Origin of the sequence: Pontiella sulfatireligans (assembly GCF_900890705.1) — a bacterium.
GTDB classification, from domain to species: domain Bacteria; phylum Verrucomicrobiota; class Kiritimatiellia; order Kiritimatiellales; family Pontiellaceae; genus Pontiella; species Pontiella sulfatireligans.
Genome location: NZ_CAAHFH010000002.1, coordinates 1,960,218 through 1,976,361, shown reverse-complemented (window position 1 = coordinate 1,976,361; position 16,144 = coordinate 1,960,218). Strand labels below are relative to the sequence as shown.

Sequence of the window (16,144 nt, the reverse complement as noted above, 5' to 3'; positions counted from 1 at the left end):
ACCCCATACATTAATTTATTACCTACTAATAATACATGACAATAAAGGTCATCTTATGAATATGAAAAAACTGCTCATCATTGGAGGCGTCGCCGGAGGCGCCAGCGCCGCTGCGCGTGCCCGCCGTCTGGACGAAAATGCGGAAATCATTCTGTTCGAACGCGGTCCGGATATTTCGTTTGCAAACTGCGGCCTGCCCTACCATATCGGCGGAACCATCGCCGACCGTGAAAAATTGCTGGTCACCACTCCTCAAATGATGACCTCAAAATTCAATATTGACGTCCGTACCCTCAGCGAAGTGGTTTCCATCGACCGCGAAAAAAAGGAAATTGCCGTTAAAAACCTGAAGACCGGCGAGGAATACACCGAAGCATACGACGCGCTGGTCCTCAGCCCCGGCGCCGCGCCGATACGCCCGCCGATTCCCGGCATTGATAACCCGAACGTGCTGACGCTGCGCAACCTCGAAGACATGGATCTGATTATCCAATCGCTGGCAAACAAAAAAAGCGCGGCCGTCATCGGCGGCGGCTACATCGGCCTCGAAATGGCCGAAGCCCTGCGCGAAATCAAGATGGACACCACGCTAATCGAGCTGGCGCCGCAGGTGATGGGCCCGGCCGATCCCGAGATGGCGAGCGTCCTGCATCAGGAACTGCGACTCTTTGGCGTAAACCTCAAACTCGAAACCTCCGTAACCGCCTTCGAAGAAGCCGGCGACGGAGTGGACCTGATCCTGAGCGACGGCGAGCGGCTGCATGTCGATCTGGCAATCCTCGCGATCGGCGTAAAGCCGGAAGCAACGCTGGCGGTCGATGCAGGCCTGGAGCTCGGCACAACGGGCGGCATCAAGGTGAACGACCACATGCTCACCTCCGATCCAGCCATCTATGCCGTTGGCGACGCTGTGGAAGTGACCGACTTCACGACCGGCCAGCCCGCCCTGATTCCGCTGGCGGGCCCCGCCAACCGCCAGGGCCGCATTGCGGCCGACAATATTTTCGGAGGCGACAGCTCCTACAAGAACACGCAGGGCACCGCCATCTGCAAAGTCTTCAATCTGGCCATCGGCATGACCGGCCTCAGCGAAAAGATGGCGAAACGGCAGAACATTTCCTATGAAAAGGTCTATGTGCATCCGGCCAGCCATGCCTCCTACTATCCCGGCTCCCACCCGATCTCGCTCAAACTGCTGTTTGATCCAGCCTCTGGAAAAGTCCTCGGGGCCCAGGCGGTCGGCGCCGACGGCGTGGACAAACGCATCGACGTGCTGGCCGTCGCCATTCGCGCCGGCCTGACGGTCTACGACTTGGAAGAGATGGAACTCACCTATGCCCCGCCCTACGGTTCGGCCAAGGATGCGGTCAACTATGCCGGCTTCGTTGCTTCGAATGTGCTGCGCGGCGACGCCAAGCTCTGCCACGTTGAAGACGTGTGCAATCCAACCGAAAACCAAATGGTGGTTGATGTCCGCAATCCGGAAGAAGTGGAGGGCGGCACCGTCCCCGGCGCAAAAAACATTCCGCTCGGGCAGCTGCGCGGCAAGCTGGACGAGCTCTCGAAAGACCGCGAGTACCTGATCCTCTGCCAAGTCGGCCTGCGCGGCTACCTCGCCTGCCGTATTATGACACAGAACGGCTTCAAGTGCCGCAACCTGACCGGCGGGTACAAAACCTATTCCATGACGACCGCCCAACACCTGCCCGACGTGCCGGAAAACGACCAGAGCACGGACGATCCGGGCGCGGAGACCATTAATATGACCGAAAAAGAATCGGCCGCCGGAAAAGTGGTCAAGCATATCGACACCAGCGGCCTGCAATGCCCCGGCCCGATCATGAGCCTGAAGACGGCGCTCGACGAACTGCAGCCCGGCGAAGCGCTCACGATCCTCTCGACCGACCACGGCTTTGCCGCAGACATTCCGGCGTGGTGCAACTCCACCGGCAACCAGCTCGACAATGTTGCGCCGGCGGCCGGCGGCGGCTACGAAGCCACTATCACCAAACGTCAGGGCGGTGCAGTCTGCTCCATGATTCCGCAGGAAACGAAGCGCTTCACCAACGTGGTCTTCAGCAACGATCTCGACCGTGCGCTCGCCTCGTTCATCATTGCCAACGGCGCCGCGACGATGGGCTATGAAGTCACCCTGTTCTTCACCTTCTGGGGGCTGAACATTCTTCGGAAAAACGGTCCGATGACCTTGAAAAAAACGATGATCGAAAAAATGTTTGGCCGGATGATGCCGCAGGGGCCCGACAAACTTTCGCTCTCGCAGCTGCATATGGCCGGCATGGGCACGGCGATGATGAAGGACGTCATGAAAAAGAAAAACGTCTCCACCCTGCCGGAGCTGATTAAGGCCGCTCAAGCCAACGGGGTGAAAATGGTCGCCTGCACCATGACGATGGACTTGATGGGCATTAAAAGCGAAGAGCTGATCGACGGGCTGGAAGAAGGCGGCGTGGCAATGTACATCGACCACCTCGGCAACAACGCCAACCTCTTCATCTAGAAACAGGAATAGCTATGGACAAGGCCGCGATCATTAATTTGTGCACCTGCATAGGGGTTGGCATCATCCTCGGGGCAATTACGGGGTATTTCGGCAAATGCAGTTCGGGTGCCTGTCCGTTGACCGCCACGCCTTGGCGCGGCGCTATTTATGGCGCCGTGATGGGTGCGTTGTTTAGTCTTTCCTTTCGAAATTGAGCGAAGAGCACTTTCCTGAAATCATTCTTCGAATGCCTCCTGAACAGCTAGCTCTAGCGTGCAGATTTCATCGTCGGCCAGCATGTTGAAAAACTTTTCGCGCTTGGCTTTGCTGAGCTTGTAGCCATTGGCTTTGCAATTCTCGACAAAGATCCGGGCTTCCCGCTGAGACATGCCGTCCACGATCTGCTCGACCGCGTTTTTGGCATCGGCAAACCGTTTTAGAAAATCTAGTTCTTTGAGGTATTCGCTATCAATCGTATCACTTATGAATGAAAACAGGTTTTCAACAATGCCGGTTGCATCGAAATAACGATAGTAGTCAACCGTGTCGCCGCGCACGGTCATTGCGCCTTCATGATCCAGCGAATAGTCAACCAATTGAAGCAAGGGTTCCGAGAACAGGTTCAAGGTATCCTGATACTCCCGGGCATTCTGGTACATAACGGCCGATACCGGGAAAACAAAATCCTGGGGCGTGAATCCCATCCGGGAAAGGATGTGGTGTATAAGGAACCGGTGGATGCGACCATTGCCGTCTTTGAATGGATGGATATAGACAAATCCGAACGCAATGATCGCGGCAATCACCACCGGATTGAGATCTGAATCCATCATCCGATGCGCCGCATTGAACAAGCCCTCCATCAGTTCGTCCAAATCCAACGGTTTTGGAGGAACCAAATGAACAACATCTCCGGTTAGCGCGGATGAGCCGACATATTCCTGCGAATCCCGGTAGTCCTCCCTGTGGTACCGCGGATCCGTGATGACTTTTTTCTGCAACTCAATCAGTCCCGGCTTGCTCAGATAGTCGCGGGAATCCGCTTCACGCAAGAGCTGCATAAACCGCTCCTGCTTGTTCCCGGACAGCGATTCCTGCTCAATCCGGTAGGAACTTCGGGTTTCTTGCGTATACAGATAGGCCAAGGCATCGCGAATGAGTTCGGGTGGATAGCCATCTATGATCTCTTTGCATTTGCTCCCGAAATCAGCTTCCAGATATTGTTCCATCTTAGGTGTCCGGCGCACCGTTGGGCTGAACGCAAAGTCGCCGAGAAGATTGTCATTGATGCGCTGCCTTTGGACTTGAGTCGGTTTTGCCACGAAGAACTTCTTTGGATCGATCAGATCGATGTAGTTCCCCTTGGTCAAATCCGGCAAATCCAACTGCTTTCCCGTCAGGTTTTCGTAGAGATACCACAATTTTCGATGGTACCTGCCGGTTGGGGTGGATTGGATAAAATCGGTTAAAGTCCAAGCATTTGTCTTCTCAAACGCCTTTTTAAGTATCAGCAGGTTGATGCCTTCATACTTCAGGGCAAAAACCATCTGGTCAAAGATCGAATCGCCCGGCGCATAGGATTTGGTGTAGTATTCTTCGGTCTTCCCGGCATGCTCCACCGTCTTTCTGGATCCAGATTCCAAAATATGCGAGGTACAGTGGCAAGGAAGATCCCCGACCCCTAGACATTCCATAATCCTTTTATAACCAACATGTTGTGAATTATTGTTCATTTAACCAGCCCTCGTTCTGCAAAAACTGTTATATTTTACCCAGTTTGTCAAAATATTATTATTCGTTTTGGCGCATCGGTATTTCGGCAGTTCAAGGATCTCTCCCTACGTTGTGTAATTTACACAAAGCCCATGCGCATCGTGTTGCTTGGTTCAGTTTAAGGATCTCTCCCAAGCCGGGGCGGGCGGGTAACATTTGTTACCTCCGTGTTGCTTGGCTCAATTTTAGGATCTCTCCCAAGGCCGATGCAAGGTTACATTTGTAACTCTACGTGTTGCTTGGCTCAATTTTAGGTTCTCTCCCAAGAGCAACTCGGGCTAACATTGTTAGTCATACCGTATTACTTGGCTCAATTTTAGGATCTCTCCCAAGAAAACGGTTCTTCGTGGAATTTTGTGGTGGAGAAATCGGAGAAATCTTTTTGACGGGATAACAGGATGAACCGGATCAAATCCTGTATATCAGCAGGAGAATGGCTTTTAATGTGTTTCCTTACAATGACTTGCCCGTATCGCCAGGAGGGATTGAAGGGGGAACTGGAAGGTCGACAGGATAGAGCGGCCTTCATAGTAGAGTCATCCCGATGATCCTGTTATCCGGTCGAAAACCTACGTTCTCCATAAAAATTAACGGAGAGCCAAGAAAACTGCCTAATTTAGGCGGTTCCGGGGGGTGTCGCTTGGCCCAGTTGAAGGATCTCTCCCAAATAGTTCCCTACTGCCAAAAAATGATTATGCGCCAAAAAAAACAATTACGGACGGGCGTGTGGGATAAATAATGGATTTTCGATTAAGCTCCCCTAATCCAGGGGCTTCTTACGAAATCCCCGTATTTACAGGGTATATACCTCTTTTGTGTCTAAATTTTGACAGCAAGAACACTCTCTTTGAATGGTCTGGGTGGTTCTCCATTAAGCTGGTCAAATCATTTGGCTGACGACACGGCCACAAACCGTTCTCGCCCTGAAAAAATAGTTACCGCCCAAAAAAAACAGTTACCTGATGCGTATTGCTCATAAAAACGGGTTTTATTTTCTTGGTAGCCGTTCTTGATAATCATTCAGCATGGCATGTTGAGGGGGATCGCTTTGGCCTGAAAAGGGCATGTAAGCGCGTGCTTCTCTAAAGGAGTGCACCCTCCAAGTCGAGAAACGCACCACGCCCTTCTTTCCACGCCCCGAATTCCCTTCTACCACACATTAGAACATTTTCATGTTTTTACCCATTGACATATTCATATATTTGAATATGTTTATGCCCATGAAAGCCAAGGAACTCAACTGCGCGCTCGAAAAAATGCCGGCGGAAGCCGTCAGCCACGCGGCCGAAATGCTGCGGACGCTGGCGCATCCGGATCGGCTGCGGATTATCGATGCACTCCATACGGCGGGCGAGCTGCCGGTTTGCGAAATCGCCAAGTATCTGAAGATCGCCCAGTCGGCGACCTCGCAGCACTTGAACCACATGCGGCGGGTTGGACTGCTTAAAACCGAACGGCGAGGCAAAAAGGTCTGGTATTCGGTTGCCGACAACCGCCCCATCGCCCTGCTGAACTGTATTTGCCATTGCTGCAACATTTAAACGGGAACCAAACAGGAGACATAAAATGAAGAAAATCGGAATTGGAATCTTTGCCGGAGCCATGCTGCTGGGAATCATTCTGTTTACGGCGATGCCTAAAATGATGCTTATTGAAAAGGCCAGCCCCTATGGGCACGACGAAACCGTCCAACGAATAGAGAGCGCCGTAACCAACGGAGGCTGGGAAATCTCGCGAACCATGAACATGCAGAAAAGCCTGGCCAAGCTCGGCCAGGAAATCGGGCGCGTTACCGTGGTTAAAATCTGCGAACCGAACCACGCGGCCGCCATTCTGACCGACGACGACGCCATGTTCGTTGCCGTCATGATGCCCTGCTCGATCGCGGTCTACGACAAGACAGACGGGAAGACCTATGTTTCAACCATGAATGCCGGCATGATGGGCCGCATGTTCGGCGGAACCGTTGCCGAAGTCATGGCGGGGCCGGTTGCCCGGGAAGCCGCTGCGTTTACTGCTTTTCTTGAATAACCAAAACGGATCGTCGGATACATAAATAAAACATCTGGGAAGGAATAGACTATGAAGCGCTTGAAAATGACGACGTTCAGCGTCCGGTTTCCGTGGATCATCATCCTCGCGGCCGTGGTCATCACGGTACTGTTCGGTTCGCAGTTCCCAAAGGTTAGTTTCGACAACGACCCGGAAAACATGCTGGCGGACGACGAGCAGGTGCGCGTTTTCCACACCCGGGTGAAGGCGCAGTACAACCTCTACGACTTCGTTATCGTCGGCATCGTGAACGAGGCGCACGAAGACGGCATCTTCAATGTCGAAACGCTCGGGCGCATCGACGCGCTCACCAAGGAGCTGATCAGCCTGCGGCAGAATGCCGCGGGCCTGCCCGAGGTCGTCCGCGACGGGCAGCCCTTTGCGCCCGGGCTGGAATCGTCCAGCGCCTGGAACCGCGCGCTCTCGAATGTATTCGGCAACGATGTCAACTGGCTGTTCGACAACAAAGGCAACTCGGCCATCATCGCGCAGGAAATCATCAGCCCGAGCGTGGTCGACAACATCAAGCAGGCCGACCACGGGCAGCTCGCCATTGAATATTTGATGGAGGACGCGCCGACCACCCGCGAGGAGGCGCTGACGATCCGCAACGACGCGATGAACAACCCGCTCTACAAGGGCACTCTCGTTGCCGAGGACGGAAAGGCGATCGCCCTCTATATTCCCATCACCGAAAAAACCTACTCCTACAACGTCGCCAACCTCGTCGAAAAGCTGACCGAAGACTGGAGCGGAGACGACCAGGTCTACATTACCGGCCAGCCTGTTGCACAGGACACCTTCGGCGTCGAGATGCTCGTGCAGATGGCCACCTCCGCCCCGCTGGCCGGGCTGGCGATCTTCCTGCTGCTGCTCTTCTTTTTCCGCCGCGTCTCGCTGATCATTGCCCCGATGCTCGTGGCCATCGTCAGCGTCGTCGCCACCATGGGGCTGCTGATCGGCCTCGGCTTCGATGTGCATATCATGAGCTCCATGATTGCCATTTTCCTGATGCCGATCGCCGTCGCCGACTCGGTGCATATCCTCAGCGAGTTTTTCGACACCTACCACCGCTTCCAAGACAAAGCGAAAACCATCAAGCATGTGGTCGGGCGCCTCTTCAAGCCCATGCTCTACACCTCGCTCACGACCATCGCCGGCTTTGCGTCGCTCGCCACCACGCCGATCCCGCCCGTGCGCGTCTTCGGCCTGCACGTCGCCTTTGGCGTCGCCTTGGCGTGGCTGCTGACCATGACCTTCGTGCCGGCCTACATCATGCTCTTTGTCCGCAAAAAATCGCTCGAAGGCGTCTGCCAGGTCCAAGATCAGGAGATCTGCGAAACCAAGCCCTCCCGGCTCGACCACATGCTCACATGGCTGGGCGGATTTTCCTATGCCCGCTGGAAGCTGATCCTCGCCTTCACCATGGTCGTTGTCGCCATCTCCGCCGTCGGCATCTCGAAAATAAAGGTGAACGACAACCCCATCAAATGGTTCACGCAGCACCACCGCATCCGCGTGGCCGACCGCGTGCTTAACGACCACTTCGCCGGCACCTACACCGCCTACCTCACCCTCAAACCCGAGCTGATCCGCCCGCCGACTTGCGCCGAACGAATCCATATGATGCGCAACGCCGCCATTGAGCGCTTCAGCGGCACCTTGCCGGAGGCCTCGCAAATCTTCCTGCAGCTCCTCGACGAGGCCAACACCCAATTCCAAGCCTTGGAAAACGCCGACATCGACCGCTGTTTTGTCGATTTGGTCGAAGAGGCAAAGGGGCTCGATGAAATGGTCAACGGCCCATGGAACGCGCTGGGCGACGAAATCAACTATCTCGACCCCGAAGGCCTCACCTACGCCAAGCTCGCCGCCGCCATGGCCGGCATCGGCGACGAAGCAACCCGCGGCGCCTTCGCCGAACACATGCAGGAGTTCCAATCTCTGGAAGGCGCGGCGCTGCAGAACCAGGCGCTGGATATCATCGACGAATATGCGGCGCTCTCCTTCACCGACTTCCTCTTCGAAGCCCGCGCCGATGCCGGAGCCCCCGCCTTCAAGAAGCCGGAAATGCTAGCCTACGTCGAGCGGCTGCAAGCTTTCCTCGCAGGCGTTCCAAACATTGGAAAAACCAGCTCGGCGCTCGACGCGCTGAAAAAAGCCAACTACGAGCTTAACTTTGCCGCCGAAGGCTCGCCGGAGCGGAACGACGCGTTCTACAGCATTCCCCCCACTCCGTCCGCGGTCGCTCAGGTGTTCACCCAGCTCGAAGGCATGAAGAAAAAGGACAGCCTGTTCCATCTGATCACCAAGGATTACAACGAGGTGAACCTCTGGATCCAGCTTAAGAGCGGCGACAACACCGACATGCAGGCCGTGGTCGATCAAGTCGAAGGCTGGATGGCCGAAAACCCGGCGCCCACCGAGCTCGATGTCGGCTGGGCGGGACTGACCTACCTCAACGTCGTTTGGCAGGACAAAATGGTGGCCGGCATGATGAATTCGCTGCTGAGCAGTTTCGTGGTAGTGCTGATCATGATGATGGTGCTGTTCCGCTCGCCCCTCTACGGCCTGCTCGCCATGATCCCGCTCAGCGTCACGATCACCTTCATCTACGGCCTGATCGGCTGGGTCGGCAAGGACTACGACATGCCCGTCGCCATCCTCTCGTCGCTGACGCTGGGCTTAAGCGTCGATTTTGCCATCCACTTCCTCGAACGCGCACGGGAGCTGACGAAGAAATTCGGCGGATGGAAAGAGGCCGTTCCGCACATGTTCCAAGAGCCGGCCATGGCGATCAGTCGCAATGCGATCATCATTTCCATCGGCTTCACGCCGCTGTTGTTTGCACCGCTGATGCCCTACAAGACCGTCGGCTTCTTCCTCGCCACCATCATGGCCGTCTCATGGCTCGGCACCCTCTTCATCCTCGCGGCGCTCATCACTGGACTTCAAAAATATTTATTCAAACACGAAGGCACCAAGGGCACAAAGGAAGAGGCTTAGTGGACTTCGCGCCTTAAGCGAAGCGAGTGTTTAATACGGAGAACCAAAAATGAAAAAGTTAATTGCAGCAATGTTGGCGGCAAGTGCGTTTGGAGCGTTTGCAGAACTATCTGTGGATGAAATCGTGAACAAGGCCAACGAAGCGGCCTACTACGCCGGAAGCGACGGACGCGCCGAAGTCGAGATGAGCATTATCGACAAGAGCGGCAGTGCGCGCACCCGCAAGTTTGCGCTGCTCCGGATGAACACCGCCGGCGGCAGCCAAAAGTTTTATGTCTACTTCAAAGAGCCCGCCGACCTCTACAAGCAGGTCTTCCTCGTCTGGAAGGAAGTCGATGAAGGCAAGGAGGACAGCCGCTGGATGTGGCTCCCCGCGCTCAACCTCAAGCGCAGCATCGCCCCGGGCGACAAGCGCACCTCGTTTGTCGGCTCCGATTTTGTCTACGAAGATGTCTCCGGCCGCAGCCTGAAGGAGGACGCACACGAGCTGATTGAAACCACCGACACCCAATATGTCGTCAAAAACACTCCGAAAATGCCCGGCGACGTGGAATTTTCGGCCTATACCGTGCGGATCGACAAAGACACCTTCCTGCCGCGCAAGGCGGAATACTACGACAAGAACGGCAAGCTCTACCGCACCGTCGAAGCCACCCAGATTGAAACGTTCCAAGGCTTCCCGACCGTCACGGAATCCGTCGTAAAGGATCTCAACACCGGCGGCTCCACCGTCAACACCTTCACCAACGTCAAATACGACATCGGCCTCAAGGAAAACATCTTCACCGAACGCTTTCTCCGCCGCCCTCCCCGTGAAGTCACGCGCTAACGGAAATTTAAACACTAAGACACGAAGAACACAAAGAAAGGTTTCTCCATGAAATTAAGAAGGTCCGTTAGAACAGCTTCGTGCCCTTCGTGTTCTTTAGCGAAGCGAGTGTTTAACTCTCTATTGATCGGCTTATTGCCCGTGTCAAGTTTCGCCCTTGATACCGAACTCCACGGTTTTGTGGACGGCCGCGCGGGGGTGCGGACGCAGAACGATCCCCATGAAGACGACCGCAGCCTGTCGGAGCTGCGTCTCCAGCTCGACTCAAAGACCTATTTCGACTGGGGCGAGTTCAACGCTCGGGGCGATTTTGTCTACGACGACCTCGCCGACGACCGGGGCAAGGTGGATCTGGAAAACGGCGACGGCTTTGTTGACCTGCGCGAGCTCAACGCGCTGTTCACCCCCGTCGCTTGGGCGGACATGAAAGTTGGGCGCCAGATCCTGACTTGGGGCACGGGCGACCTGCTGTTTATCAACGATCTGTTTCCCAAGGATTGGAACTCGTTCCTGCTGGGGCGCGATGTGGAATACCTGAAAGCCCCGTCGGACGCGGTCTATGCCAGCCTGTTTCCAAGCTTTGGAAACATCGACCTCGCCTACACGCCGCGCTTCGATGCCGACCGCTACGTCGACGGCCGGCGCATTTCGTATTGGAACCCCCTGACGCAAAGCATTGCCGGCCAAAATGCCGTCATCGATGCCGAGCGGCGCGACGCGTGGTTCAAGGACGACGAAATCGCGGCGCGCTACTACCGCGACGTGAAAGGCTATGAAGCCGCGCTCTACCTCTATTCCGGATACTGGAAAAGCCCAACAGGCTACGATGCCGACGATGCAAACTATTATTTCCCGCAGCTCAACGTCTACGGCGCCAGTGCAAAGGGCGCGCTCGGCCGCGGCCTCTTCAACGTCGAAGCCGGCTACTACGACTCGCGCGAAGACCGCGGCGGCGACGACCCGCTGGTTCCCAATTCCGAAGCGCGCTTTCTGACCGGCTACGAGCGCGAAGTGGCAAAAAACCTTTCCGCAGGCATGCAGTACTACGTGGAATGGATGATGGACTACGACGGCTACAAAGACGGCGTGCCCGATCGCTCCACCGCGCGCGACGAGCTGCGCCACGTGCTGACGCTGCGCCTAACCCAGATGCTGCTGAACCAAAACCTGACGCTGAGCCTCTTCACCTTCTATTCGCCAAGCGACAACGATGCCTATTTCCGCCCCGTCGCCACCTATAAGATTTCCGACCATTGGATGGTGACGGCCAATGCCAATATTTTTGTCGGGAAGGACGATTATACCTTCTTCGGCCAGTTCAAAGACGACAGCAACGTCAACCTCGGCGTACGCTGCAGCTTTTAATCCATTCCTGATGTGACCTAATTCCGCCGGCTGTTGTATGCTTAGAAACCAATTGAAAGGAACTCTCAATGAAACTCAGAAAAATCACATCGCTCACCACCCTGCTCTCGTTCATTCTGCTGCTGGCCACCAGCATCATCCTGTACATAACGCCGCAGGGAAAAATCGCCTTTTGGGCCAACTGGAAAATCGGCGGCCTCGGCAAAGAGCAATGGGGGGCGCTGCACACCAACCTCGGCTTCCTGTTCATCATTGCCGGCCTGATCCACACGATCCTCAACTGGGGGCCGATCGTGGCCTACATGAAAAACAAAGCCAAGAAGCTCAAGGTATTCACGGCCGACTTCAACGTGGCGCTGATCATTACGCTGGTGATCGCGGGCTTCACGCTTTTTGAAATTCCGCCGATCAACGCCGTGCAAACCTTCAATGAGTCGCTCAAGGAAGCCGCCGCGGAAGAATACGGCGAGCCGCCCTATGGCCACGCCGAAGCCTCTCCGCTGAAAACGTTCTGCCAGCGCACCGGCCTCGATCTGAAAGACGCGCTGAAGAAGCTCGAAAAGGCCAAGCTCCAATCTGTTTCCGCCACAGCCACGCTGGCCGAAATTTCCAAAGCCAATGCCATGACCCCGCAGCAAGTGTACATGATCATCAAACCGGCCCCCGTTAAAGGCAAAGTGAAAGAAATGGCAATGAGCCCCGGCATGGGCTTCGGCCGCAAGACGCTGGAGAGCGTTTGCTCCGAATTCGGGCTCGATGCCCAAAGCATCAGTGACGGCCTAAAAGGCCTCGGCATTGAAGCCTCCTCCGGGGAATCGATGAAAGAAATCGCCGAAAAGAGCGACACGGATCCGCATGCGATCTACGAGGCCATCCGGCAGCTGCAGGAGTAAACCGGCGCTATTTTCGCCTATTGGAACTTCTTCCTCGCGAAAAAATGCACGAAAAAGACGTTTCTTGACTCCGGTCAAGGAACGCTTTTTCGTTTAGGGCATACTGCGTCCAACAATTTAAGAAAAGGAGCAACCATGAAACGGAAGATTATTGAAATTGACGAAGCGCTTTGCAACGGATGCGGCGAATGCATCGTCGGCTGCGCCGAAGGCGCGCTGCAGCTGGTGGACGGAAAAGCTAAAATGGTGAAAGAGGATTTCTGCGACGGATTCGGCGACTGCATCGGCACCTGCCCGACCGGCGCCCTGCAGATTGTTGAGCGCGAAGCCGCCGCCTTCAACGAAGAAGCCACCATCGAACACGTGCGCAATCTCGGCGGAGAAGAAGCGGTGAACAAGATGCTCGATGCGGCGGAAGTACACGAAGCCAAACAGAAACCAGCGGGTGGCGGATGCCCCGGTATGCAGCTGCGTTTCGGGAACCAAGCAGCAAGCACTAGGCACCAGGCACCAGCGGAACCCGCTTCCGGACAGGTCATTAAGTCCGACCTCGACCAGTGGCCGATCCAGCTGCACCTCGTTCCGCCGACCGCGCCGTTCTTCGACGGCAAAGAGCTGGTGGTGCTGAGCACCTGCTCGCCCGTGGCCTCTCCGGATGTGCATTGGCGCTTTGTCCGTGGCCGCTCACTCGTCGTCGCTTGCCCGAAACTCGACAAAACCGAAGGCTATGTTGAAAAGCTCGCTGGCATCATGGCGGGGAACAATATTCCGAAAGTGATCATTGTCCGCATGTCGGTGCCCTGCTGCGGCGGCCTGACCGCCATCACCCAGCAGGCGTACAACGCCAGCGGGCGCACCGACCTGATCGTTGAAGAAGTCACCATCGGCCTCGATGGCGAACTGCTCGGCACCAAGCAACTGGCAGGCTAAGTTGAAAAGTTCCAGAGTTGCATAATTTAAGAGCCACCTTTTTAACCCTTCAACCCTTCTTAACTGGAGAAAAACCATGAGCGACAACAAAGGCAAACCCCTGAACCTTAAAGAAGAGATCACCTACGCCGACGGCGCGGTGATCAGCAAAATCCTGCTCAAAAAGGATACCGGAAACATCACCCTCTTCTCGTTCGACACCGGCCAAGGGCTGAGCGAGCACACCTCGCCGTTCGACGCCGTGGTGCAGGTGGTCGAAGGCGAAGGCGCATTCATCATCGACGGTGCAATGCAGACCGTAAAGGAAGGCGAGATGATCATCATGCCTGCCAATATTACGCATGACGTCCAAGCGGCCGAACAGCCGTTTAAGATGCTGCTGACCATGATCCGCTCGGAAACCTAAACCACCGGATTTTCCACTACGGAGCACTGAGATTAAGAAGTCTCTGGCTTTCCGTGCTCCGTGGTAAAGATTCTGTAGCAGTAATTTGTAATGGACTTTGCGTCTTAACGGACTAAGCTTTCAACATTAATTTGAAGCCTCGTCCATGAACGAACCCATTGCCATCCTAGCCGCGACCGCCGCCACCATCGGCTTTTTCCACACGCTGTTTGGCCCCGACCACTATCTGCCCTTCATCGTGATGGGCAAGGCGCGAAGCTGGTCGCTGGCGAAGACAATGGGCATCACTTTCTTGTGCGGGCTTGGCCATGTTCTCGGGTCGGTGGTTCTGGGGCTGATCGGCGTAGCGCTCGGGCTGGCCGTTGGCCGACTGGAGGCGTTCGAGGCGTTGCGCGGCAACCTGGCGGCGCAGGCGCTGATTGTTTTCGGGTTCACCTACTGCGTCTGGGGAATCCACCGCGCCATCAAGAACAAGCCGCACACCCATGCGCATTTGCATTCCGGCAACGTGGTGCATGCCCATGAGCATTCGCACTCGAACGAACACGCGCACCCGCACAACGTCAAGGCGCGCAGCGTCACGCCGTGGGTGCTGTTCACCATTTTTGTGCTCGGCCCCTGCGAACCGCTCATCCCGCTGATCATGTATCCGGCGGCGGAGCACAGCATCAAAGGCGTGCTGGTGGTGGCGGGCGTATTTGCGCTCACAACCATTGGAACAATGATGGCCGTGGTGCTGGTTTCAAGCTGGGGCGTCAGCTTTGTAAAGCTTGGAACCGCAGAACGCTTCACCCACGCGCTTGCCGGCTTTGCGGTCTGCGTATCCGGCCTTGCGATCCAGTTTCTCGGGCTTTAACCAAGCTTTAGATGCGTCTGGGCCTTGGCGCCGAGCGCGGTGTAGGCCGCCGGGTCTTCCGCGAGATTGATTCCAAAGGCGGGAACCATTTCCGCCAGCTGTTTTTTCCAATCTTCGGACGCCATTTCGGCCGGAAAACATTGTTCCAACACCTGGAGAATGATGGAGGTCGCCGTAGATGCTCCGGGGGACGCACCTAAAACCGTGGCGAGCGATCCGTCGCCAGACGCCACCACTTCGGTGCCGAACTGCAAGACCCCGGTTCGCCGCGGATCCTTTTTGATGATCTGCACCCGCTGTCCGGCAGTGATGAGCTTCCAGTCTTCGTCTTTGGCATCCGGAAAAAATTCGCGGAGCATATTGCACCGGCCTTCATGGCTCTTGCGGCATTCGTTGATCAAGTACTGGGTCAGCGGCATGTTGTCGCGCCCCGCTGCGAGCATCGGCAACAGGTTGTCGGGCTTCACCGATTTAAATAGGTCGAGATTGGATCCGGTCTTCAAATATTTTGGGGAAAAGCCGGCATAGGGTCCAAAGAGGAGGGATTTATTCCCGTTAATGATGCGCGTATCCAGATGCGGCACCGACATCGGCGGGGCGCCGACCGCGGCTTTGCCGTACACTTTTACGCCATGCTTTCCCACAATCTCCGGATTTTTGCAGACCAAAAACTGGCCGCTCACGGGGAACCCGCCAAAGCCTTTACCTTCGGGAATGCCCGACTTCTGCAGCAACGGCAGCGCACCGCCCCCCCCGCCGATAAATACAAATCCCGCGGAAACCGCTTCGTGGCCTCCGAACACGATCTTCCAACGACCGCCCTTTTCCCGAACGATATTCGTGACCTGAGTGTCGAGAGCCAGCTGAACTCCATCAAGCGAAACCAAATGGTCGATGAGATGGCGGGTCAGCGCGCCATAGTTTACGTCTGTACCGGCTTCGACACGCGTTCCGGCCAGCGCTTCGCCGGATGGCCGCCCTTGCGTCAGCAGAGGCGCCCACTGCTCAATGATCGCGGCGTCCGTCGTAAACTTCATCGTTTCGAACAGGTGGCTTTTCGTCATAGCGGCATGGCGTTTGCGAAGAAAATCCTGGTTCGCCGCCCCCCAGACAAAGCTCATGTGCGGACAGGGGCGGACAAAGGCGGAGGGTTCCGTGATGATTCCCTGCTCCACCAGATAGCCCCAGAAATGCTTCGAGGTTTCGAACTGTTCGTTGATTCTTGCCGCCTTGGAAATGTCGATTTCACCGTCAGCGCCTTCCGGCGTATAGTTCAGTTCGCAGAGCGCCGCGTGGCCGGTGCCGGCATTATTCCAGGCGTTGGAGCTTTCCTGCGCGACCTGAGGCAGCCCTTCGATAATCTGAATCGTCAGCGCGGGGTTCAGCTGCTTAAGCATCATGCCCAGCGTTGCACTCATGATGCCGGCGCCAATCAAGACAACATCAGGGGCTTCCAAAATTGGGTCTGAATCATGATCGTTTTTCATAGGTATATGAATAGGGGAAGTGCTGGAAGCAAGTCAACTGTTTGCGT

Annotated in this window: 13 protein-coding genes; 11 read left to right on the top strand and 2 right to left on the bottom strand. The window is 55.8% G+C overall.

What is annotated here, in order from left to right:
- The first annotated feature begins 55 nt into the window (after positions 1-55).
- Both SCARR_RS21145 and SCARR_RS21140 read left to right on the top strand, forming a co-directional pair.
- The gene (locus SCARR_RS21145; protein WP_136063634.1) at positions 56-2,518 is read left to right on the top strand and encodes an FAD-dependent oxidoreductase; all 2,463 of its coding nucleotides are present in this window, start codon (positions 56-58) and stop codon (positions 2,516-2,518) included.
- Between the two features lie 14 nt (positions 2,519-2,532).
- Positions 2,533-2,715 (top strand): DUF6132 family protein, encoded by a 183-nt coding sequence (locus SCARR_RS21140; protein WP_136063633.1) that lies wholly within the window; start codon positions 2,533-2,535, stop codon positions 2,713-2,715.
- Positions 2,716-2,736: 21 nt separating this feature from the next.
- On the opposite strand, the gene SCARR_RS21135 is transcribed toward SCARR_RS21140, so the two are convergent.
- Positions 2,737-4,194, bottom strand: coding sequence for a Fic family protein (locus SCARR_RS21135; RefSeq protein WP_168433504.1), 1,458 nt, complete (start codon positions 4,192-4,194; stop codon positions 2,737-2,739).
- Positions 4,195-5,487: 1,293 nt separating this feature from the next.
- Between SCARR_RS21135 and SCARR_RS21130 the strand changes: the two genes are divergently transcribed.
- The 9 genes from SCARR_RS21130 to SCARR_RS21090 all read left to right on the top strand — a co-directional run bounded on the left by SCARR_RS21130 (position 5,488) and on the right by SCARR_RS21090 (position 14,610).
- Entirely contained in the window at positions 5,488-5,814 is a 327-nt protein-coding gene (locus tag SCARR_RS21130) for an ArsR/SmtB family transcription factor (RefSeq protein ID WP_168433503.1), read from the top strand.
- Positions 5,815-5,839: 25 nt separating this feature from the next.
- Entirely contained in the window at positions 5,840-6,304 is a 465-nt protein-coding gene (locus SCARR_RS21125; protein WP_136063630.1) for a DUF302 domain-containing protein, read from the top strand.
- Positions 6,305-6,355: 51 nt separating this feature from the next.
- Positions 6,356-9,331, top strand: coding sequence for an efflux RND transporter permease subunit (locus SCARR_RS21120; RefSeq protein WP_136063629.1), 2,976 nt, complete (start codon positions 6,356-6,358; stop codon positions 9,329-9,331).
- A gap of 49 nt (positions 9,332-9,380) precedes the next feature.
- Positions 9,381-10,160 (top strand): outer membrane lipoprotein-sorting protein, encoded by a 780-nt coding sequence (locus SCARR_RS21115; RefSeq protein WP_136063628.1) that lies wholly within the window; start codon positions 9,381-9,383, stop codon positions 10,158-10,160.
- Positions 10,161-10,301: 141 nt separating this feature from the next.
- The gene (locus tag SCARR_RS21110; protein ID WP_222846383.1) at positions 10,302-11,525 is read left to right on the top strand and encodes a hypothetical protein; all 1,224 of its coding nucleotides are present in this window, start codon (positions 10,302-10,304) and stop codon (positions 11,523-11,525) included.
- Positions 11,526-11,593: 68 nt separating this feature from the next.
- On the top strand, positions 11,594-12,418 hold the full coding sequence (locus SCARR_RS21105; RefSeq protein WP_136063626.1) for a DUF4405 domain-containing protein: 825 nt from the start codon (positions 11,594-11,596) through the stop codon (positions 12,416-12,418).
- 135 nt (positions 12,419-12,553) lie between these two features.
- Complete coding sequence (locus SCARR_RS21100; protein ID WP_136063625.1) at positions 12,554-13,348, top strand: ATP-binding protein; 795 nt, start codon at positions 12,554-12,556, stop codon at positions 13,346-13,348.
- 76 nt (positions 13,349-13,424) lie between these two features.
- Positions 13,425-13,754 carry a cupin domain-containing protein gene (locus tag SCARR_RS21095; protein WP_136063624.1) on the top strand — a complete coding sequence of 110 codons (330 nt, stop codon included), beginning with the start codon at positions 13,425-13,427 and terminating at the stop codon, positions 13,752-13,754.
- A 145-nt stretch (positions 13,755-13,899) separates the two neighbouring features.
- Positions 13,900-14,610 (top strand): sulfite exporter TauE/SafE family protein, encoded by a 711-nt coding sequence (locus tag SCARR_RS21090; protein ID WP_136063623.1) that lies wholly within the window; start codon positions 13,900-13,902, stop codon positions 14,608-14,610.
- Here the strand turns inward: SCARR_RS21090 and mqo are convergent.
- Positions 14,607-16,097, bottom strand: a complete 1,491-nt coding sequence (mqo, locus tag SCARR_RS21085; RefSeq protein WP_136063622.1) for a malate dehydrogenase (quinone) — start codon at positions 16,095-16,097, stop codon at positions 14,607-14,609. The two genes, SCARR_RS21090 and mqo, sit on opposite strands and share 4 nt — an antisense overlap.
- Positions 16,098-16,144 lie beyond the last annotated feature (47 nt).